Origin of the sequence: Bacillus sp. C28GYM-DRY-1, from assembly GCF_030519405.1 — a bacterium.
GTDB lineage: Bacteria > Bacillota > Bacilli > Bacillales > Bacillaceae > Bacillus > Bacillus spizizenii_A.
Genome location: NZ_JAUMKF010000005.1, coordinates 126,058 through 147,797, shown reverse-complemented (window position 1 = coordinate 147,797; position 21,740 = coordinate 126,058). Strand labels below are relative to the sequence as shown.

15 protein-coding genes and 1 pseudogene are annotated in these 21,740 nt (G+C 47.7%); 4 read left to right on the top strand and 12 right to left on the bottom strand.

What is annotated here, in order from left to right; translation table 11 throughout:
- Positions 1-18: 18 nt before the first annotated feature.
- The 3 genes from essB to Q3W56_RS07340 form a co-directional block, all read right to left on the bottom strand.
- Positions 19-1,359 carry a type VII secretion protein EssB gene (gene essB / locus Q3W56_RS07350; RefSeq protein ID WP_302895018.1) on the bottom strand — a complete coding sequence of 447 codons (1,341 nt, stop codon included), beginning with the start codon at positions 1,357-1,359 and terminating at the stop codon, positions 19-21.
- 14 nt (positions 1,360-1,373) lie between these two features.
- Positions 1,374-1,613 carry an ESX secretion system protein YukD gene (gene yukD, locus Q3W56_RS07345; protein ID WP_019715572.1) on the bottom strand — a complete coding sequence of 80 codons (240 nt, stop codon included), beginning with the start codon at positions 1,611-1,613 and terminating at the stop codon, positions 1,374-1,376.
- A gap of 70 nt (positions 1,614-1,683) precedes the next feature.
- Positions 1,684-1,977: a WXG100 family type VII secretion target gene (locus Q3W56_RS07340; RefSeq protein ID WP_003220661.1), complete on the bottom strand. Its 294-nt coding sequence runs from the start codon at positions 1,975-1,977 to the stop codon at positions 1,684-1,686.
- Positions 1,978-2,420: 443 nt separating this feature from the next.
- Here Q3W56_RS07340 and adeR point away from each other — a divergent pair.
- From adeR to Q3W56_RS07325, 3 genes and pseudogenes are all read left to right on the top strand, one after another.
- Positions 2,421-3,687: pseudogene (gene adeR / locus Q3W56_RS07335) on the top strand (sporulation transcriptional activator AdeR).
- A gap of 101 nt (positions 3,688-3,788) precedes the next feature.
- Positions 3,789-4,925, top strand: a complete 1,137-nt coding sequence (gene ald / locus Q3W56_RS07330) for an alanine dehydrogenase (RefSeq protein ID WP_302895016.1) — start codon at positions 3,789-3,791, stop codon at positions 4,923-4,925.
- 112 nt (positions 4,926-5,037) lie between these two features.
- Entirely contained in the window at positions 5,038-5,715 is a 678-nt protein-coding gene (locus Q3W56_RS07325; RefSeq protein ID WP_302895015.1) for a YukJ family protein, read from the top strand.
- 42 nt (positions 5,716-5,757) lie between these two features.
- Here Q3W56_RS07325 and Q3W56_RS07320 read toward each other — a convergent pair whose 3' ends face one another.
- The 8 genes from Q3W56_RS07320 to Q3W56_RS07285 all read right to left on the bottom strand — a co-directional run bounded on the left by Q3W56_RS07320 (position 5,758) and on the right by Q3W56_RS07285 (position 19,635).
- A complete protein-coding gene (locus Q3W56_RS07320; protein ID WP_019715576.1) occupies positions 5,758-5,967 on the bottom strand; it encodes an MbtH family protein in 210 nt (69 codons plus the stop codon).
- A 12-nt stretch (positions 5,968-5,979) separates the two neighbouring features.
- Positions 5,980-13,119 (bottom strand): amino acid adenylation domain-containing protein, encoded by a 7,140-nt coding sequence (locus tag Q3W56_RS07315; protein WP_302895014.1) that lies wholly within the window; start codon positions 13,117-13,119, stop codon positions 5,980-5,982.
- Positions 13,120-13,138: 19 nt separating this feature from the next.
- On the bottom strand, positions 13,139-14,074 hold the full coding sequence (locus Q3W56_RS07310) for an isochorismatase (RefSeq protein WP_302895013.1): 936 nt from the start codon (positions 14,072-14,074) through the stop codon (positions 13,139-13,141).
- Positions 14,075-14,104: 30 nt separating this feature from the next.
- On the bottom strand, positions 14,105-15,724 hold the full coding sequence (locus Q3W56_RS07305) for a (2,3-dihydroxybenzoyl)adenylate synthase (protein ID WP_302895012.1): 1,620 nt from the start codon (positions 15,722-15,724) through the stop codon (positions 14,105-14,107).
- Between the two features lie 28 nt (positions 15,725-15,752).
- A complete protein-coding gene (gene dhbC, locus Q3W56_RS07300) occupies positions 15,753-16,952 on the bottom strand; it encodes an isochorismate synthase DhbC (protein ID WP_302895011.1) in 1,200 nt (399 codons plus the stop codon).
- 23 nt (positions 16,953-16,975) lie between these two features.
- The gene (locus Q3W56_RS07295) at positions 16,976-17,761 is read right to left on the bottom strand and encodes a 2,3-dihydro-2,3-dihydroxybenzoate dehydrogenase (RefSeq protein ID WP_302895010.1); all 786 of its coding nucleotides are present in this window, start codon (positions 17,759-17,761) and stop codon (positions 16,976-16,978) included.
- A 201-nt stretch (positions 17,762-17,962) separates the two neighbouring features.
- Entirely contained in the window at positions 17,963-18,826 is an 864-nt protein-coding gene (besA, locus tag Q3W56_RS07290) for a ferri-bacillibactin esterase BesA (RefSeq protein ID WP_302895009.1), read from the bottom strand.
- A gap of 212 nt (positions 18,827-19,038) precedes the next feature.
- A complete protein-coding gene (locus tag Q3W56_RS07285) occupies positions 19,039-19,635 on the bottom strand; it encodes a sulfite oxidase-like oxidoreductase (protein ID WP_302895008.1) in 597 nt (198 codons plus the stop codon).
- A gap of 102 nt (positions 19,636-19,737) precedes the next feature.
- Here Q3W56_RS07285 and Q3W56_RS07280 point away from each other — a divergent pair, with 102 nt between their 5' ends.
- On the top strand, positions 19,738-20,340 hold the full coding sequence (locus tag Q3W56_RS07280; protein WP_302895007.1) for a biotin transporter BioY: 603 nt from the start codon (positions 19,738-19,740) through the stop codon (positions 20,338-20,340).
- A 69-nt stretch (positions 20,341-20,409) separates the two neighbouring features.
- On the opposite strand, the gene Q3W56_RS07275 is transcribed toward Q3W56_RS07280, so the two are convergent.
- On the bottom strand, positions 20,410-21,738 hold the full coding sequence (locus Q3W56_RS07275; protein ID WP_302895006.1) for a Na+/H+ antiporter family protein: 1,329 nt from the start codon (positions 21,736-21,738) through the stop codon (positions 20,410-20,412).
- Positions 21,739-21,740: the final 2 nt, after the last annotated feature.

Here is a 21,740-nt window from a genome sequence, read left to right as displayed (position 1 = left end):
TGCGCTTCATGTCTCACGTTATTTGTCATCTTTTTTCTCATCTTTCTTTTCTGTTTCTTTTTCTTTCTTCGCTTGTTCTTCTTTTTTCGCTTTTTCCTCAGCTGCGGCTTTTTCTTCTGCTGCTTTCTCTTCAGTCTCTTCAGCTTGTTGTTTTTCTTCCGTTGTATCAGTTGTTGAAGACTCAGTATTCGATTCTTTTTCCTGTTCAGCGTTAGCTTTATTCACTTTATCAAGTTCGCTGTCAACAGAATCAAGTTCTTTTTGAGTTGCTTCATCATTACTATCCTCAGCTAAGAGCTGCTGCTTGTATTTATAAAGGCCAAGCCAAATGTATGGGTTATACTCGAGCTTATGTCCAATACTGATCGCTTCTTTATAATCCCCTCTACCAATATCAATCCAATAAAGGAAATGCTGCGGTTCAGATTGCAATGTCACTAGCTTCTCAATATTATCCCGTTGGTAATCTAAAAGTTGTTTTTCAACTTCTACATAGGAATAAGCAAGCTGATACTGCACCGATTCAGGCAGGCTTTCCGCATCGTACTTAGACAGTCTGCTGATAACCTCACTGTACTGCTTATTTAGGAAAGCGCGGTTGCTGTCCACTATCGCCTGGTGCTTTGGCTGTGCGAAAAATAATGAATACATCGAATAAATAAGAGCGGGTACGAGCAAAACAATGAGCCCCAGGCCGATATATCGCTGGATGTTCCATTTCTTTCTCGGGATATGTATATATGTTTTCGCTTTGGCTTCGAGCTCATCGATATGAGTTTGAATCAGTTCGAGCAGGTCATCATAGGACGCTGCATCCAATATCTCCTTAGCCTCTGCGGAGAACGTCAGCGTTTCATTAAATTTCAGATAGTCTTCAAAATCAAAAGCGCCGTCAACTGCCAAAGCCGCTGCCGCTTTCAGCTCCCTCCACACTCTTTCCTCATCATGCTCGTAAGGAGGAATGCTTTCTTTTACTCCATAATGGAGAAAATAAGGCGTTAGGCCTTTATCAAATACAATGTTTTCAGGAGCGACAATCAAATTCAGCCTCGACAGATTGTGCTGCTGTACAGCTTGAACAAGCTGATAGGCAAACTGCCATTTGCTTTTTTTATCTTTAGCCTTTATTACGCGGAATGCTCTATAGGAAGGAGGAGGTTGGATTGTGATGATCACTTCATCATCCGTCACATCGATCTCTTTTTGAAAAAATGGATTTACATCTTTGATCACGTTGGCTTCGAGACCGTCCAGAAGCTTTATTTTTTCCCGTTGAAAGGTAAATGTATAGCCGGCATCTGTTTTCTCGGCAACGGCTTCTAATTGGTTTTCTAAATATGATTTTTGTTTACCTGACATTCAACCAGATCCTTTCATAATATTTCAAGCCGGTCTCCGTTTGTAATGCCGCAATCAGACAGCTTGCATTCTCCGGAAAACACCTTATCCTTATTAACCACTCTGATCCAGTGCCCTTCGCGCGGAGGTATAGCGACGCTTTGAGCCTGCCAAGCAATATCAATTACTTTTTTCACCGGGTGGTAATCTGACAGCCTGAGATCAAAGACACTGCCGTTATAATGTTTCAAATCTATTGTAATATCAATATACATTTTAGGATCACCCTTACATAGAAAGAGCGCCGTCTTCTCGTGAATCAGGCGCTCCTTCCCTTTCATACTGTTATCCGCGGATTTGATTTGCGATGTCTTGGTCAGTAGACTCAAGTGTATTTGCTGTTTGATCAAGCTGTTGATTCACATCTTGAAGCAAATCTGACATTTTGATAAATGAAGGTTTGAGCTGCTCGTATTGATCTGCGAACGCTTCGCTTGAAGCACCTTCCCACATGCTTTTCAAATCAGAGATCATGCGATTTAAACGATCAACCTGATTTAATACTTCTTGGCTTTCAACGCCGTATTGCTTCGCCATCGCTCTTAGCTCTTCGGGTGTGACACGAATTAATCCTGCCATATTCCTCATTACCTCCTGTGCCATCAGCCTAAATATGGGCTAATTCACTTATTTTTAGAACGTCATTATTATAAAAACAGTTTTTCGGCACAGTCAAACAAATATGTTTTAATTTTACAAAATGAGTCCAATGGTTTATCCCAACTCACTTAAAAATGACATATATTGTTAAACAAGTAGGTTTATTTTCTTAATCTCTTCTTCATTCTCCGAATAATCCAAAAGACCCAAATGATTCGCCAACTCCAAAAAAAACCTTTCAGAAAATTTGATGCTACAGCACCATTTCTGAAAGGTTCAGTTTTTTCTTTCTTAATCAGTCTTGCCCCAAATCATATATTAAAATGTTCTTTCAATATGCTATGTATCTGTTTTTTTAGCTTCCTCTCTTTGTTGTTGATTTTCCCAAACAACAACAATCATAATAAAAGGAAGTGGATGAGATGTCAAAGAAAAATCGCATGAAAAGTAGGGAGATTTATGACTATGCCGAATGATCCGTTTAAATACAGTTTTGACAGACTTGAAGATGTAGCTGATCATATCAGCGATGTTCTGCGGTGCCCGATCACCATAGAGGATGTTAACCACAAGCTGCTTGCCTACAGCACTCACAGCGACTGCACAGATCCTGCCCGAACGTCTACAATCATTGGCAGAAGGGTGCCTGAGAAGGTCATTAACAAGTTGTGGAAAGACGGGACAATTCCAGCTCTTTTAAAAACGGACCAGCCGATCAGGGTAAAGCAAATAGATGAAGTTGGACTAAGCAACCGCGTTGCCATTTCCATATGGAAAAACAACCAAGTGCTTGGCTTCATATGGGCGCTTGAGATCCAAAAAACTTTGTCTGACGATGATCTAATGACATTGCATATGGCGGCAAAAGCAGTAAAAAACAAGCTTCTCAAACTCCAAATCAGAAAAACGAAAAATGAAGAACGCAGCCAAGAGTTTTTCTGGAAAATGCTGACTGGCCACATTTATCAGGAGCATGACATGGCGGATGGCTTCCACAAACTTGGAATGGCCGCCCCTTCTGAGTTTTCCGTTATGATCATCCGGATAAACGGCGAGCTGACTGAAAAAATCGAACAGCAGCTGCAATATTTACAGGAAACGACCCAGCAGGTTCACGTGCTGCTGACAACCGTAGATTCAAATGAACTCATTATTTTAACCGCCCCTAAAACAGATCACCCTTTTCAAGATTTAAAGCAGTTTGCTTTAAGTACGCAAAAACAGTTGAAAGAACGTTATAAAATAGAAGACGTTTCTATCGCTTTTGGCGGAATATACCATTCTATTTCTTTTGTCTCCCGCTCCTATCAGGAGGCACTGTCTGTCTTAAAAGCAAAGGAACGTTTCGCAGAAGAGACAAAACATCTTTTCAGTTTTTCTGAGTTAGGCATTTATCAATACCTGGATATCTTGGATGAAAAACGGAAACAGACTGGATATTTTAATTATTCGCTTTCCAAACTGGAACAGTATGATCGGGATCATCAGTCAAATATGGTAGAAACGCTAGAGCGTTTTATTGAAGCAGACAGCAACGTGAATACAGCCTCCAAGATGTTAAATATACACGTTAATACGTTGAATTACCGTCTCAAGCGCATCAGCCAGATTGCTGAAATCGATTTAAAAAATGTGAATCAAAAGTTCACCATCTATTTAGATATCAAGCTTCGGCACCTGAATTTGTGAAATTTCACAAATCCAGGTTTTTTTATTTTCTTTTTCAAACAAAGAATTTTCATAAGAATCAAGCTACACTAAATACATCACAGATACAGGAGGAGACAAATATGATCATAGGGGTTCCTAAAGAGATAAAAAACAATGAAAACCGCGTTGCATTAACACCCGGAGGCGTTTCTCAGCTCATTTCAAACGGCCATCGGGTGCTGGTTGAAACAGGCGCGGGCCTTGGAAGCGGATTTGAAAATGAAGCCTATGAGTCAGCAGGAGCGGAGATTATTGCTGACCCGAAACAGGTATGGGACGCCGAAATGGTCATGAAGGTCAAAGAACCGCTGCCGGAAGAATATGTCTACTTCCGCGAAGGGCTTGTGCTGTTTACGTACCTTCATTTAGCAGCTGAGCCTAAGCTGACACAGGCCTTGAAAGATAAAGGAGTTGCGGCGATCGCATATGAAACGGTTAGTGACGGCCGGACATTGCCGCTTCTGACGCCGATGTCAGAGGTTGCAGGCAGAATGGCAGCGCAAATCGGAGCGCAGTTTTTAGAGAAACCTAAAGGCGGAAAAGGCATTCTGCTTGCCGGAGTGCCAGGCGTTTCCCGCGGAAAAGTAACGATTATCGGAGGAGGCGTAGTCGGCACAAACGCGGCGAAAATGGCTGTCGGCCTCGGGGCAGACGTGACCGTCATCGACTTAAACGCAGACCGTCTGCGCCAGCTTGATGACATCTTCGGCCATCAGATTGAAACGTTAATTTCTAATCCGGTCAATATTGCAGATGCTGTGGCAGAAGCGGATCTTCTCATTTGCGCGGTCTTAATTCCGGGGGCTAAAGCTCCGACTCTTGTGACCGAGGAAATGGTCAAACAAATGAAACCGGGTTCAGTGATTGTCGATGTTGCGATCGACCAAGGCGGCATCGTCGAAACTGTCGACCATATTACTACACATGATCAGCCGACATATGAAAAACACGGCGTTGTCCACTACGCTGTGGCAAACATGCCGGGCGCTGTCCCTCGTACATCAACAATCGCCCTGACTAACGTTACTGTTCCATACGCGCTGCAAATCGCTAACAAAGGAGCAGCAAAAGCGCTTGCAGACAATGCGGCACTGAGAGCTGGTTTAAACACAGCAAACGGACACGTGACCTATGAAGCTGTGGCAAAGGATTTAGGATATGAGTATGTTCCTGCCGAGAAAGCTTTAGAGGATGAGTCATCTGTGGCGGGTGCTTAATGACATTGAGCTTGCAGAAAGATTTCTGCAGGCTTTTTTTATTTTTCAGAAGGAACTAAGAGACCATTTCACGAACTAAAACGATGAAACTTGATCATAAAGGAGGATTCATATGGCTGTTCAGCAATATGGCGTGTTAAAAGGCATTGTCTTAGATATGAAGCGGGAAACTGATGAAGACAGTCCTCATTTCCAAGTCAAAGTGCTCGGTGAAGAGAATACGTATTACAGGTGCGCCATCAATGTGATGTCCAGTTCTGAGGAATCTGAAGTATTGTATTTGGCTGACGATCGGTTTGATTCCAGCTCAATTACGATCCTTCCGAACATGCCATATGGATATACAAAGATCAATGAGGCAAACCGTGAAGTGGCGCTGGATTATGTGCGGGGCAATTTGTTTGAACCGCGGGACATGAAGCCCTTGCCGCATGAAATCACGGGGCCTGATAATGATTTAAATGACTTTATTGAAACGTATATGAAGAAAGCGCAAGAAGAGAAAGCGCCAGTTTATATATTCGGTTCAAAATTTGGGCCAGAACAGGCTGCAGATAAAATATTCGGTTTTACACCGACCAACGGCATGCACAATATCCATATGAATCAAGGGAATGCAATGGATAGCCGCTGGAAAAAAGACAACGGCTCTTGGCATGACGGAGGCATTCTGATTCAATTCGCCGATCAGTGGGCTGCAGTGTTTTTAGCGTTTTTATCCCAATCTTGGTGTACGGATGAAAACGGAAACCCGGTCAGAGACTGTGATCATACCCAAACGTCTGCGTAAATAGAAAAAGAGACTGCGGCAAGCAGTCTCTTTTTTATGCAATTACACATTTTCAACAGGCTTTAGGCTGTTGGGCCTCATATCGCTCCAATGCGATTGGATATAGTCCAGACAAGCATCACGCCCTTTTTGCTCATGAACGACTGTCCAGCCGCTCGGCACATCTATAAAACCGGGCCACAGGGAATATTGGCCCTCTTCATTGATCAGCACCAAATATGTGCCATCCGCATTTTCAAAAGGATTTGCCATCTTTCGTCCCCCTTATTTATTCATCTCTTCCAGTTTGATAGCGAGAACCTTGCCGATTTGAGCGAGCGGTTCCGGCTGACAAAGATCTTTATGGCGGCAGTCAATGTCGATTTGTTCAATTTGTCCGCTAATATAAGGCTTCCACGAATCCGGTTCAATCGGATCAAACCATTCAGGTATGATTGTTGATCTGAAAAACAAGACATTTCCGCGGAAGGTTTTCGGTTTATATGAGCCTAAAATACCGACAGAATTGACATACGTATTCTTCAAATTGAAAATGACTGATTCATCCAGGCTTGCAAGCGCGCTGCCGTCACGGCGAAGAATCTCAATTGCTGTTTCGAAATCAAGCGGTTTGTCCCCTAGGCTATCTGGGTCGTACCCGCCTAACGCCAGAAGGGCAATAAGCGCTTCCTCATCATCTGGCGCCTTTTTTATAGGAAGGAAGTGGTTCGGATAGGCGTCCAGCATCACCAATAGGGATACTTCTTCTCCTTGATTTTGCAGCTGGGTTGCCATCGCTTGAACGACATTCCCGCCCAGAGACCAGCCTAGGAGATGGTACGGTCCTCTCGGCTGGATTGTTCTGATTTGTTCAATGTAGTCGGCAGCCATGTCGTCAAGTGTTTTCGGAAGCTCTTCCCGCTGCCCAATTCCCCGTGCCTGCAAGCCATAGATCGGATAATCTGTTCCTATGTTCGTCATCAAACCGGCATAGCACCAGCTAAGTCCGCCTGCCGGATGAACACAGAACAAAGGAAGCTTGTCTCCGCCTGTTCGGAGCGGCAGCAGAACGTCGAGTGCGCTTTGGCTTGAGCCCATCTCAAGTCTTTCTGCAAGTCCTGCTACAGTCGGCGCTTCGAGTAGGTTTCCGATGCTGAGTTCTACGCCTAGTGCTTCGCGAATGCGGCTCATCAGCTGTACAGCAAGCAGGGAATGTCCGCCTAAATCAAAGAAACGGTCATCAATGCCGACACGCGGCAAGTGAAGCACCTCCATAAACAGGTCACAGAGGATTTCTTCCTGTGGCGTTCTCGGTCCGCGTCCTGTCACTGCCGCTGCGAAATCCGGTGCGGGCAGTGCTTTACGGTCAAGCTTTCCATTCGGTGTCAACGGCAATTCTTTCATCGTTACAAAAGCAGAAGGCACCATGTAATCTGGCAGTCTCTCTGCAGCATATTTGCGCAGTTCCGCCTTATCAATTGTGTCTTCCGAAGAAGGTATGACATAAGCTGCCAAACGTTTATCTCCCGGCTGATCCTCACGCACAATTACTGCCGCATCTTCAAGCTGCGAATGCTGAACTAGCGCCGCTTCAATTTCTCCCAGTTCAATTCGGAAGCCCCGGACTTTCACTTGGTGATCGGCACGGCCAACATAGTCAAGAGAGCCGTCAGCACGGAGGCGGGCCACATCCCCAGTGCGATACATTCGGGTACCCGGAGGACCGAACGGATCAGCTATGAAGCGTTCCGCTGTTAATTCAGCCCGGCCTAAATAGCCTCGTGCCAACCCCGCTCCTGATACATACAGCTCTCCAGCAACACCCGGCGGGACCGGCTGCAAGCGCTCATCCAGCACATAAACTCCAAGATCGGGAATGCCGCAGCCGATTAAGCTGTTTGCCCGTAATGCTGCCATGCTTCGGTTTAATTCGATATAGCTTACATGCACAGTCGTTTCTGTAATACCATACATATTGATAAGCTGCGGTCTATGTTCAGGGTGGCGGTTATACCAATCCTCTAAACGGCTGAGTTCAAGCGCTTCTCCGCCAAAAATGACATAACGCAAACTGAACGCTTGACCGAGATCCGGCTGCTCCCGTTCCGCCTGCATGAACTGATAGAAAGCAGATGGTGTCTGATTCAGAACGGTCACACCCTCTTTTACCAGCAGGCGCAGAAACGCTTCTGGCGATCTGCTGATGTGATAAGGCACGATCACAAGACGTCCGCCATGCAGCAGAGGCCCCCACATCTCCCACACCGAAAAGTCAAACGCATAGGAATGGAACATGGTCCAGATATCGTCTGAGCTAAAATGGAACCAGTGTTCAGTCGCTGCAAATAAACGCGTTACGTTTTGGTGAGGAATCATCACACCTTTTGGAACGCCCGTTGAGCCTGATGTATAAATGACATACGCTGTATTCAAAGGAGAAAGCGGCTGAATTCTATCCGCATTGCTCGGATTCTCAGCTGGGTATGTGTTTAGTTTCTCTGCCATTTCGGGATCATTCAACACGATTCTCGGCACGTTTTCAGCTGGCGGAATGTTCTCTGCAGCTTTTGTGTTCGTCATGATAAACGCAGGTCTCGCATCTTCCAGCATAAAAGCGATGCGGTCGGCCGGATAGTCAGGATCGAGAGGCAGATAAGCCGCGCCGGCTTTCAGCACCGCTAATAGCCCGACAGCCATTTCCAATGATCGAGGCAGTGCCAAGGCCACAAATTGCTCCGGTCCGACTCCTTCACTGATCAGCATTCGGGCAAGCCGATTTGCTCTTTCATTCAGCTCTGCATAGCTCAGTGACTGATCTTCACAAACAACGGCAATGGCATCAGGACTTAAAGCAGCCTGCTTCTCAAACTGCTCCGGCAAACATGCATGCGGAATCTTTTCAGAAACACATTGCCAATCTGTCACCATGTTGCTGCGCTCCTCTGGTGCAAGGATGTCCAGATTTCCAATTCGCTGGTCAGGATCAGATTCTGCAGCCTCCAGCAGGCGCATCAGACGGTCAGCAAGAGCCTGAGCAGTTGCCTGCTTGAAAAGATCAGTGCTGTACTCGAGCAGTCCTTCCAATCCGTTTGGAGTCCCGTCAGCAAGACGATTTTCACTGATTTCCAGCGTCAAATCAAACTTGGCGGAACCGACACTGTGGATCCGCAGGCTGCTTTCCATGTCAGGAAAATTCAGTTCAGCGTCCGGTGTGTTTTGGAATGCAAACATGATTTGGAATAAAGGATGCGTCGCACGCGAACGAGCCGGATTGAGCACCTCTACGAGTCTCTCAAACGGCAGATCCTGATTTTCATAGGCTGCCAGATTCACTTCCCGCACTCTGTCAAGAAGCTCACGGAAGCTTGGGTCACCGGATGTATCGGTTCTGAGCACCAATGTATTGATAAACAGGCCCACAAGATCGCCTATCGCATCATCATTCCGCCCCGCGATCGGGCTGCCGATCGGAATATCAGTGCCCGCCCCGAGTCTTGTCAATAAAGCTGCGAGACCGGATTGCAGCACCATAAACAGGCTCACTCTATTTGCGCGAGCCAGATCCTGCAATCGCTTGTGCATCTCAGGCTCAATGCGGAAATGAATCGTATCCCCATCATGACTCGGTTCAGCCGGACGTGAATAATCGGTTGGCAGTTCAAGCTGATCAGGCAGATTCTCCAAGGTTTCTTTCCAAAAAGCAAGCTGTCCGGCAATCAAACGATTTGGATCATCCCCGCTTCCAAGCAGTTCTTGCTGCCAAAGCGCATAGTCTGCATATTGCACAGTAAGGGGCGCCCATTCGGGAGCTTTTCCGTGACAGCGAGCCGCATAAGCCGCCCCAAGGTCGCGGGTCAGCGGCGTTAAGGACCAGCCGTCCCCGACAATATGATGCACGAGGAGAAGCAGCACGTACTCGTCAGGGCCGATGACAAAAAGTTCCGCACGAAAAGCAGGTTCAGCTGCAAGATCAAAACTGTAGCGCACAGCTTCAGCAAACCGCTCAGAAAGCTCCTTCTCAGCAATTTCTGTAACATGTAAAACAGGCCTTGCTTGAACCGCGTCTAAAATATGCTGATACGATGTCCCCTGTGATTCAGGAAAAATCGTCCGAAGGCTTTCATGGCGGCAGACGAGATCATAAAGTGCCGCTTGCAGCACTCCTTGGTCAAGCTCACCCGACAGACGGACAGCAACCGGAATATTATAAGTAGGACTAGGCCCTTCAAGACAATGGAGGAACCATAGCCGGCGTTGGGCAAAAGAAAGCGGAATTCTTTCAGGCCGCTCAGCTCTCTGCAATGCAGGGCGTGTATTCTGCGCCTGATGAAGGTGGGCAGCGAGTCCGGCTACTGTCGGTTCATCGAATAGATTCGCGAGACCGAGTTCGGCTACCATTACCTCGCGAATGCGGCTCATCAAACGGGATGCAAGAAGCGAGTGACCGCCCAGCTCGAAGAAACTGTCATCGATGCCGACACGTGCCAAACCGAGAACCTCAGCAAACAAGTCACACAATATCTCTTCCTGCGGAGTCCTCGGCCCCCGACCGCTGACAGATATGCCAAAATCAGGCGCCGGCAGTGCTTTCCGATCGAGTTTGCCATTAGGTGTTAATGGCAGTTCATCCATCTCCACAAATGCTGCCGGCACCATATAATCAGGCAGACTGGCACCCACATAACGGCGAAGCTCGACAGTATCAATAGCTGAAGCAAGGACTACATACGCCACCAATCGTTTGTCTCCCGGCTGATCTTCCCGAACAATAACCGCAGCCTGTTCAATGTCCGGATGCTTAGCAAGCACGGCATCAATTTCTCCAAGTTCAATTCGGAAGCCTCGAATTTTAATTTGATGATCCGCCCGTCCGATATACTCCAAATTCCCATCAGCGCGCCAGCGAGCCTGATCTCCAGTCCGATACATCCGAGCCCCCGGTGGTCCGTATGGATCTGCAACAAAACGCTCAGCCGTTAAATCAGGGCGGCGGAAATAACCTCTAGCCAAGCCGGTTCCTGCAATATAAAGCTCTCCGACAACTCCCGGCGGCACCGGCTGCAAACCGTTATCAAGCACATATACCTGCGTATTCCAAATCGGTTTGCCAATTGGCGGAACGCCCTTCAGCCCTTCTTCCAGAAAAGCTGCTGCAGACCAAATCGTTGTTTCAGTAGGCCCATATAAATTCGTGACTGAACAATGAAGCTTTTGAAGCGCCTGCAAAAGGCCGCTCGGCAGCGCCTCGCCTCCAACTAGCACTCTGAGCCCCCGAAGTGTCTCAGGTTCATTCGTCACCAGAGCATGCCATAGTGTCGGTGTCGCCTGCATAATATTGATATCGAAATATTCAATCATTTGGGCTAATGCCTGCGGCTCACGGATCGTTTCTTTCTTTGCGATCGCGATTTGCGCCCCGCTGATAAGCGGAAGATATAACTCCAATGCCGAAATATCAAAAGCGACAGTCGTCACAGCCAACAGCCTGTCTTCTTCTCCTAGAGAAAATGCCTCCTGCATGGACAGCAGAAAATTGCTCAAGCTTTTCAGCGTAACAACAACACCCTTCGGCCTTCCTGTTGACCCTGAGGTATAGATGATATACGCAGGATGGGCAAGAGAAACCGATACATTGGGATTGTCAGGCGAATAATGTTTTACAGCCTCCTGCGTCACAGTCTGATCAAGCACAAGCTGCGGAATAGACAGGTCATCAGGCAGACGGGCTGCTATTTCCTCAGTCGTTATGATGTATGAAGGTTTCGCGTCCTCGAGCATGTAAGAAATTCGGTCGGCCGGAAACTCCGGGTCAAGCGGAAGATACGCCGCACCAGTCTTTAGTACAGCAAGCATTGAAGCCACCATCTCTGGAGAACGCGGCAGCGCCAAAGCGACAAATCGCTCCGGACCAAGCCCCTTTTCGATCAACAGATGCGCGAGGCGGTTTGCCTTTTCATTCAGCTCTTGATAGTTTACTTGAACGTCATCACATATGAGAGCGATACGTTCAGGTGTAAGGATTGCCTGCTTCTCAAACATGTCCTGAAGGCTGAACAGTTTTTCAAATTTGGCCGTCTCATTCCATTCATGAATGACTTGTTTTTTCTCCTCTGGCAATAGAAGCTCCATTTGCCCAATCAGCATATCCTCCCCGGCAGAAGCCGTTTGCAGCAGCTGTAAGATCCGCTGCTGATGTAGTTTACTATCAGACTCACTGTATACCTCAGGATTCGCATCTACATCAATCCGCAGACCGCTTCCGTCCGTTCTGTCATATACATTGATTGATAGATCATCGACAGGACCGGCTGAAAGGTTATGCGTTGTTCCTCGGGCCCCGGCAAAGTCAAGACCGTAATCAAACGGCATGAGGTTGATTTGCGGGCCAAATAATCTATGGTTTTCTCCTATCAATTTCAGATCACGCCGAAGCTCTTCATGGCGATACCTATGATGCCGCCGAATACTGCGGATTTCCTGGGAAATTTGCTGAATAAGTTCAGAAAAGCTCATTGAAGAGCTTACAGACAGCCGGAGCGGGAGAAGGTTCATCACCATAGCCGGCACATTCAATGATGCAGACCCTATCCGTCCCATCATGGGCAGACCGAGCACAACATCCCTAGAACCGGTCATCCGATGCACATAAACAGCTGACACCGCAATCACGACTTCATGCCAGCTTCCTGAGAAAAAGCGCGCCGATTCTTTCAATGCGTTCACATCAGATAGAGGCAGGTACGCCGTATGGCGAAGAAAACGGTTAGATGTTCTTGGCGCCCGATCAGCCAAACTCACAACCTCAGGTCCATCTGCAAAACGATCCAGCCAGAATTGGCGATCCTTCTCATACTGCTCTGATGCGCGATAATCTGCATCTTCCTCCAAAATGGCCTGGAGCGACCCAAAGGAACGATCTGTAGCTGATTGTCCTTTCATCAGCGCGGCATACGTATTTGCCACACGCTGGGCAATCAGGGAGAAGCCGAAGCCGTCAATCGCAATATGGTGAATGCGCTGATACCAAAAGAAACGATCAGGCCCGGCTATAAACAGAGCTTCATTGAACAAAGGATCATGTCCTAAATCGACCGGCTTTGCCAAATCTGCTTTCATCCAGTTTAATGCTGTTTTTTCCGGATCAGGTTCAGAGCTGACGTCAATGACGTGCAGCTGTACTTCTGGAGACGGGTTTACCATCTGCCAAGGCCCGTCCATATTTTCACTGAAGCGGACATGCAGCGAATCTGCTTCCTTTACCACGTGCTGCAAAGCTTCTTCAAAAAGAGCAATATTGATTGGTCCATTGATTTCTATATATTCCGCTGTATTGTAGATTGGATTGTCCGGATCTAGCTGCTGAGCAAACCATATGCCGGTTTGCGCGCCGGTCAAAGAATATTGAAGGTCTTTTGTATCAGGCATCCGTTTGTTTATCCTCCTTTTATAAATAATCCGCGTTTGGCAGGACTTGCAGGCTGCGGGTTGTGAGCAGTTTCTGCCATTCTTCGATCGTCGGGCGTTCAGCCAGTTCCACGAATGTCACCTCGGCTCCTTCACGGCGCCATTGTTCTACTAATGTCATGATCCTTACCGAATCAAGCCCCCGGTCGAGCAAATCCTCTTGATCTGTAATATCTTCAGGTGTTTCTTGAAGAAGCTCAGCAATTTGTTTACGGATCTTCTCGCATGTAAACACTGCTTTACCAGTCTTCACTGACGTTTTCTGAACAGGTGCAGGCGCATTCTTCAGCTGATCGAGAAGACTGTCAGTCATCACGGTAAACGCGCAGCGCCCAGCCGCATAATCCAGTGCCATTTGATGTTTTTCTAATGAAAAATCAGAAACTGCATCTCCCACAAAAAAGGCTTCGATATCCTCCATAAATGCTTCACATGCTGTAACGAGACAGCCAATATGGGCGTAAATCCCGGAAATGATCAGCTGATCGCGCCCCTCTTTGCGCATAATCTCAAGCAAATTCGTTCTCTTAAATGCGCTGTATCTCCATTTTGTCAGCACGAGATCATCATCTTCCGGTGCCAGTTCGGTTATAATTTTCTCCTCATAAGGGCCGCTGTTTAATCCCGGACCCCAAAAGTCTGTCAGTAACGCTCGGTCTTCCGGATTTTGACTTCCCGGTTGCGCAGTATAGACGACGGGTATCCCAAGCTTGGTACATTGATCCTTCAGCTTCCGTATATTCGCTGAAAGCTCTGTGACCGGAGACGCTCCCGCTGTAAAGGCATCTACAAAATAGTTTTGCATATCGTGGATTAACAGGACTGCCCGATTTGGATCAGGCACCCATGACACTTTGTTTTGCGGCATATCAGACGCTGTGGGCATTTGATACGGCTGAATGGCAGGTATAGCCATTTGAACACTCCCTCTCAATCATTGTTTGTTTTATTTTTTTGATCCTGCAAGAAGCTTCTCGGCAATGGCTTCTCGAAGCGCTTTTTTGCTGACTTTTCCTACCCCTGTCTGCGGAAAGGACTTAACAAACTCAATGCGATCGGGGATCTTGTATGCCGCCAGTCCGCGCTCTCTCAAAAACGCTTTGAGCGCTGCGGCTTTCGGGGCTTCATCCCGGGGAATAATGAACACACAAGATCTTTCGCCAAGAAATGGGTCAGGCATGGAGACCATTGCCGCATCATGGACTTCCGGATGCGCCAGCAGATGATTTTCTACCTCTTCAGCCGCCACTTTTTCTCCCCCGCGGTTAATTTGGTCCTTCGCCCTGCCTTCAACGACAATATAGCCGTCTGATGTCAGCCTGACGATATCACCTGTGCGGTAAAAACCGTCCTCAGTAAATGAAGCAGCATTATGCTCTTCTGCTTTATAGTAACCCCGAATCGTGTACGGCCCCCGTGTCAGCAGATGCCCTGTTTCACCAGGTTTTACATCACGATCCTGGTCATCCCAAACACGTACTTCATCATATGGGGACATCGGTTTTCCTTGGGTGTTGACAATCACCTCCTCAGGGTCATCCAGCCTTGTATAATTGACGAGACCCTCTGCCATTCCGAACACTTGCTGCAGCGTGCAGCCGAAAACAGCTTTTACCTTGCGCGCAGCTTCAGCACTGAATTTGGCGCCTCCGACCTGCAGCACTTGAAGACTGGAAAGGTCGTCATCGCGTGAGGATGCCGCATCCATCCATACCATTGCAAGGGGCGGAACAAGAGCGGTAATCGTGACTTGTTCCCGTTCAATCAAAGGAAATGCGTCATCAGGACTTGGAGAAGGAGATAATACCACTCTTCCTCCGGCGTATAACACGCCGAGAATCCCGGGAGAGCTCAACGGGTAATTGTGCGCCATCGGCAATGCTGCCAAGTACACCGTTCTGTGATCGAGCCAGCAAACTTCTGCACTCCGCCGCAAACTGTATATGTAGTCATCGTGAGTCCGCGGGATCAGTTTTGATAAACCGGTGCTTCCTCCAGAAAGCTGAAGGAACGCCACATCCGAAGAGTTGACTTCAGGCAGTTTTACAGGTTCCGTATGCAAATCCTCCAGCCGCAAAAATTCCTCTGCCTCACCTGCGACAATGACGTGCTTCAAAGTCGGCAGTTTGCTTTGCACCTGTCTGGCAAGTGAACGGTAGTCAAAACCGGAATAAGAGTCGGGAATAATATAAGCAGCCGCTTCAGCAAACTCGCAAAAATATGTAATTTCACTGCTTCGATGAGAAGGCAGTGCGAAGACCGGGAGCGCCCCCAGACGGAAAAGCGCGAAAATGACTTCAAAAAACTCTGCGATATTCGGCAGCTGCACCACGACACGATCCATCTGTTTGATGCCGAGTTTCTGAAATCCGGCAGCCAGACGATCAGCTCTTGTGTCCAGCTCTTGATAGCTCCAATGGGTGTTTCCGCATGTAATAGCGATGCGATCGCCATGTTTGACAGCCCGGTCCCTTAACAAATCTCCAAACGTCTCGCCGGCCCAGCAGCCGTTCTTCCGATATGTCTCAGCTACCTCATCAGGCCAAGGCGTAAATCCATTCAGCATGTTGTATCCCTCCAGGAATTCATTCTGATCATATGTGACTCACGCCCATTGCCCGCAGCATTGTCCGAAACTTCGCGGATGTCTCCTGAAGCTCGCCCTCGGGTTTTGATCCGGCAACTACACCAGCTCCTGCATACAGGCGGAGTGAACGTTCTTCTGCCTCTGCGCAACGGATCGTCACGACCCATTCTCCGTCACCCGCATCGTCACACCAGCCGACCATACCGGTAAAAAAACCGCGGTCAAACGGTTCAATACTGAGAATTGCTTCTCTGGCAAGGTCAGTCGGTGTTCCGCAGACGGCCGGCGTCGGGTGGAGCGCCGCTGCTAACTCCAGTGAGGTTACAGATGGATCAGAAAGCTCTCCCTTAATCACGCTGGACAGATGCCACATCGTCTCCGTCTTGATCAGCGAAGGCTTTTCCGGAACATCCAGCGTCCGGCAAAAAGGCCTAAGCGCTGCCGAAACTGCGTCAGCTACAACTGCGTGTTCGTGGAGATCCTTTGCGGAAGTAAGCAATTCATCAGCCCGGCGCTGGTCTTCACAAGGATCGGCACTGCGGGGCCTTGAGCCGGCTAATGGATTAGAAACGACCTGGGTTCCCATTCTTGAAATGAGAAGCTCCGGGCTTGCACCGAGCAATGTTCGGCGGGATGTCGTTTCCGCTTCGCTAGACGACACGTCCGCGGCAAACGTGTAGCCATATGTGTTATGCTGCGCCAGATGGCGAAGCAGTTCATCCGTCTGAATCGGTTCAGACGAAGTCAAATGCAGCGATCTGGACAGGACGATCTTGCTGAGAGTCCCATCGGCAATGCGTGCCAGTCCTTGTTCGACACCACTTTTATATCCCTCTGGTGCAGGAACAGGTTGTATGTGGTATGTATGCTCAGGCTGCTGTTCCTTCTCCGCATGATCAAATTGAAGCGGTCCTGACCAGTGCACTTCTTCAGGAACAACGAGCCGAGCTGCTTTTACTTGATCAAAAGGAACGGCTCCAACAACAAGCGGACGGCTTTGCCCTGATTGCTTTGCTTGATTCAGCGTCTCTGCAATACGGCCAGAAAGGGTTTCTATTTGGTTTTGTCCGTATGCTTCCGTTACGATTTCACATATGCCTTTCGCTAACAGTACACGATGAGGAGAAGCTAAGAAAAAAGCCCCCGGCTGATACTTATGAAGCAAATGCTCCGCTTTTGTTTGTGATGTAACGTTTTGTTCCAACATCTTATAACCTCCCTTAAAATGAGTTACACGCCTAAGGTCGCGCCGCCATCTACGCATAAATTATGCATCGTAATATGTCCTGCTTGGCCTGAAACCAAAAAGAGCACGGCATTCGCAATATCCGAAGGCTGAGCCAGTTTTTTGAGCGGGATCCCTGTTTTAAATGTCTCAAGTGAACCTTTTATGACTTGCTCCGCTCCGTTTTCATCGGCCCATAATGACCACTGCATATCTGTTTCTGTTGATCCGGGTGACACAATATTGCAGCGAATATGATATTCTGCCAGCTCAAGGCCAAGGCATTTCGTAAACATCACTGCCGCAGCCTTTGAAGAGGCATATGCCGCCATAGATGTCCTTGGCACACCGGCAGCATTCGATCCGACCGTTACAATCGAACCCGATCTCCGGTCCATCATATATTTGCTGACTGAACGCGAGGCGTTAAATACACCAGTCGAATTCACTGAGAACGTGGCCTCCCATTCCTCATCGCTGAGTGAATGGATCAGTCCAGGGCGAAGAACACCCGCTGCATTCACCAAAATATCGATCGGCCCCATTTCACGTTCGATACGCGCCGTGATCTCGTCAATCGCCGCGCTGTCTCTCACATCTGCCGGAAAAGCTTCCGCATGGAAGCCTTCCGCTTTGAGGCTGCTCACAACCTTTTCCAGCTTTTCAGGATGATAATCAACTGCCGCAATGTGCGCGCCTTGATCGGCAAGCTTCCGCGCAACAGATTCACCTATCCCTTGGGCAGCCCCTGTTATAAAAGCAATTTTGCCCTTTATCCCCATTGCATTCATGTCATCAATTCCTTTCTTCGCTACAGATGCCGTACTGACACCCAGCGAAAAAGACTGCTGCGCCTTGAAAAGAATAACGCAATTAATTGATAATGATTATCATTATCAATTATAAAAATAATCATATCCAAATGTCATGTGACAGTCAAATATAATTTCAGTGACAAATATATTATTTTTAGAAGCAAGGCTGAGAATGTCTCAGCCCATTGACATATGCGGTCCGTCAGGGTGAAGCGCAAAACGCAGCCCCCGGCTGACCAAAACAGGAAGAACCGAAATATGTCCTTCTCCTGAAAACTCACAAAATTCTGCTCGTAAGCCTTGTTCAGATAAAACGGCCAGCCGCTCGTGAAGCTCCCTCGCATTATCGTTCATCCGGCTTTTATGGTGCTGCTCCAATTCTCCTGCCGCAATCAGGAGATTGATAGGCTGATTGTTTTTCTTGAAGCGGGAGGCGAAATGGTCCGCTTTCTCGAGAATAAACGGTTTATTCCAATGAATGGACGGACTTCCCGCGATATAGGTTTGAAACGCATCCGGCTTTGTTAACAGCACCTGCAGCACGAACAGCCCGCCAAGTGAGTGCCCAAAAATCGTTTGTCTCTTTCTGTCAATCTGGTAATCTCGTTCTATCTGCGGTTTTAGATCCTCCTCAATAAATCTAAAAAAGCTCTCTGCTCCGCCATGTTCCGGCCAATCTTTTCCGTCGGGCCTTTTCGGCAGCTTCGATTGAGCTGTCGGCATTGTAAAATCTCGGTGACGCGCTGAGGAGAACGGTTCTGCTGTCTCATAGCCAATGCCGACAATCACAGCAGGGATCACCCCAGTTTTTTCAGGACGGCGCCCCTGTATTCGTACGGCCTCCGCCATCGTTCCGAAGACAGAATTGGCATCCAGCAGATAAATAACCGGATAACCAGCGGGCGGCGGCGGCGTACTCGGTTTCGAGATAAAAATGTGATAGGCACGGTTTTCATTTCGCGAAGACATCATACGCACTTCCGTACCAGGAATGGTAAATGCGTTTTGTATCCCGCCTTTCGCCCCTGTTTTCTCATTCATGCAGTACGACATTCCTCTCCTAAAACTAAATCAAAATATATGATAATGATTTTCAATATCAACTAGACAACTCAAATAATAGGTTTTCTTCCAGAGAAAGTCAACTTTTTCCTAAATAAAAAAGGCACCTTCACCAAATAAGGTACCTGAAGACTATCAATATGGAAAAAGAAACCTACAAAAGACGCAGTGATCCCGCTCAAAACAGAACCTTAATCCCATGTAAACCTTTGATTTTGCCAAGGATCGCCTCTCATGTGATACCCGTTCTGCTCCCAAAAACCCGGGTGATTCTCTTTCGTAAATTGGATGCCGCGCAGCCACTTGGCGCTTTTCCAAAAATATAGATGCGGAAACACGCCCCGTAGCGGAAAGCCGTGTTCAGGCGTTAAAGGGACGCCATTATGCGCATAAGCCAAAAGTGAAGTTTCAGCCAAAAAATCTTCAAGCGGCAGATTGGTCGTCCAGCCCTCTTCCGCATGTAAAATGACGTAGCCCGCTTCTTCTTTGACACCCGCTTTTTCCGCTAGATCACGAGCCCGCACCCCTTGCCACACATTATCAAGCCTTGACCAGCCAGTAACGCAATGGATGTCATTTTTCGATTCGCACTGAGGAAAGGCTTTGACATCTTCAAAGCTTAGCAGCATCGGATGGTCAACCAATCCGTATACTTGAAGGTTCCATTTTGCCATATCCTCATAATACGGTACATTTCCCGTATGAAGCACAGGAAATGAGGTTGTGACGTTTTGGTTCGGCGGGACTCTCCCAGATTGATCGGATTGTTTTGTTTTTCCGAAATACATACAGAACCCTCCTTTTTGTTAACCTGATTTCAATTCGTGTTGACAATATTCCCGTTCTTTATTACTCTATGAGTGTGTATGTAAACCTAAGGGGGAACAACAATGAAACAACAGAAACTTCGTGCGGGAGATATGGCGTTGATCGGCATGTTCGCCGCACTTATGGCTGTCGGCGCCAACATTACATCAGTGGCACCCTTTTTGCAAGTAGCCGGCATTCCGCTGTCGATGCAGCCGTTTTTCTGTCTCTTGGCAGCCATGCTTCTCGGCAGCAAACGAGCAGGTATTGCCATGATTGTATATGCACTTGTCGGATTGGCCGGAGCACCTGTGTTTGCCCAATTTTCAGCGGGCTTCGCACCGTTTGCGGGAAAAAGCGGCGGGTTTATTATCTCATACATCCCTGCAGCATTTGCAGCTGGATGGTTCTTAGAACGCAAAATTCAGCCGAGTAAAATCCGATTTCTGATTGCTTCTCTTATTGGAACAGCTATCATGTATATCATCGGGACTACCTATATGTATCTTGCACTGAAGCTGTGGATTCATACGCCAGTGAGCTACGGCACAGTGTGGGGCTTTATGACTTGGTTTATAGTAAAAGACACAGCGATGGCTGTGATACTGGCGTTTATCGCACCTGTGGTCTACCGCTCTATTCAAAAAGCAACCGGCTTTAACAGAAATCGCATATCGTCCACGTAAAAACCGTTCTATTGGACGGTTTTTTTATCATAGCGAGAAAAGGCTCCCCAGTAAAGGGGAGCCTTTTTCCTATAAAACAAGCGCCGCAATCCAGCCAAAGATGATTAGCGGGATATTATAAAATAAAAATGTCGGCACACAAGTATCCCAAATGTGGTGATGCTGGCCGTCCGCGCTTAAACCTGAAGTCGGTCCAAGTGTGCTGTCGCTGGCAGGTGAACCGGCATCGCCAAGCGCAGCAGCCGCTCCGATAATCGCAACCGTTGCCATCGGGCTGAATCCGAGCTGCATGCAAAGAGGCACAAAGATCGTTGTGATAACTGGAATCGTCGCAAAAGAAGATCCGATTCCCATCGTAATGAACAAACCGACAATCAGCATCAGCAATGCGCCCACTAACTGGCTGTGCCCCATAATGCCAGCTGCTGTTTTAACCAGTGACTCGACATCTCCGGTTTTCGTCAACACATTTGAAAACCCGGCTGCAACGAGCATAACAAAACCGATAAAGGCCATTAAAACCATTCCGTCTGTAATCAGTGAGTCCGCTTCATCACGCTTCATCACACCGCTGACAAACAGGATAATCAGACCTGCCAGCGCTCCCATAATCATCCCTTCTACTCCCAAAGTCTGAGATAAGTAGAGCTGGACGCCGAGTGACACTGCGATGGCAAGCACCGCGATCGCCAGGCTTTTTTTCGTATATGGAGAAGCGGCCGCACCAGATATTTCTTTTGTTTCGTATGTCTTCGGTTTACGAAATACGATAATTGATAAAATCAGACCTACAACCATACCCGCAACCGGAATCATTAAGGCATAAGGAATATCACCGAGAGATACGTTTAATCCGGCATCCGCCATATTGTCCTTTAGCATCCCCTGGAAGATTTGGCCGAAACCAACCGGCACTAAAATATAAGGTGCCGTTAAACCGAATGTAATCACACACGCGATCAGACGGCGGTCCATTTCAAGTTCATTAAAGATTTTCAAAAGCGGCGGAATCAGCACCGGGATAAATGCGATGTGAACCGGAACCACGTTTTGCGAAAAACAAGATATGATTAAAATAATAAACACGATCAGCACTTTGGACAGTGCTTTTTTGCGGGTGTCTTCTTTATTTCCGATTAATTTAACAGAGGCTTCCACCATTGCGTCCGGAAGGCCCGTTTTCGTTAAAGCCGCAGCAAACGCGCCAAGCATGGCGTAGCTGACAGCAACGGTGGCATTTCCGCCGAGCCCGTCCGTAAAAGCTCTAACCGTTTCTCCAAGCCCGAGTCCGCCTGTTAACCCGCCGGCCAGCGCCCCTATGATTAATGCGATAACGATATTGACACGCAGCAGGCTTAAAACAAGCATAAGCAGCACTGCGATGACGACTGCATTCATGA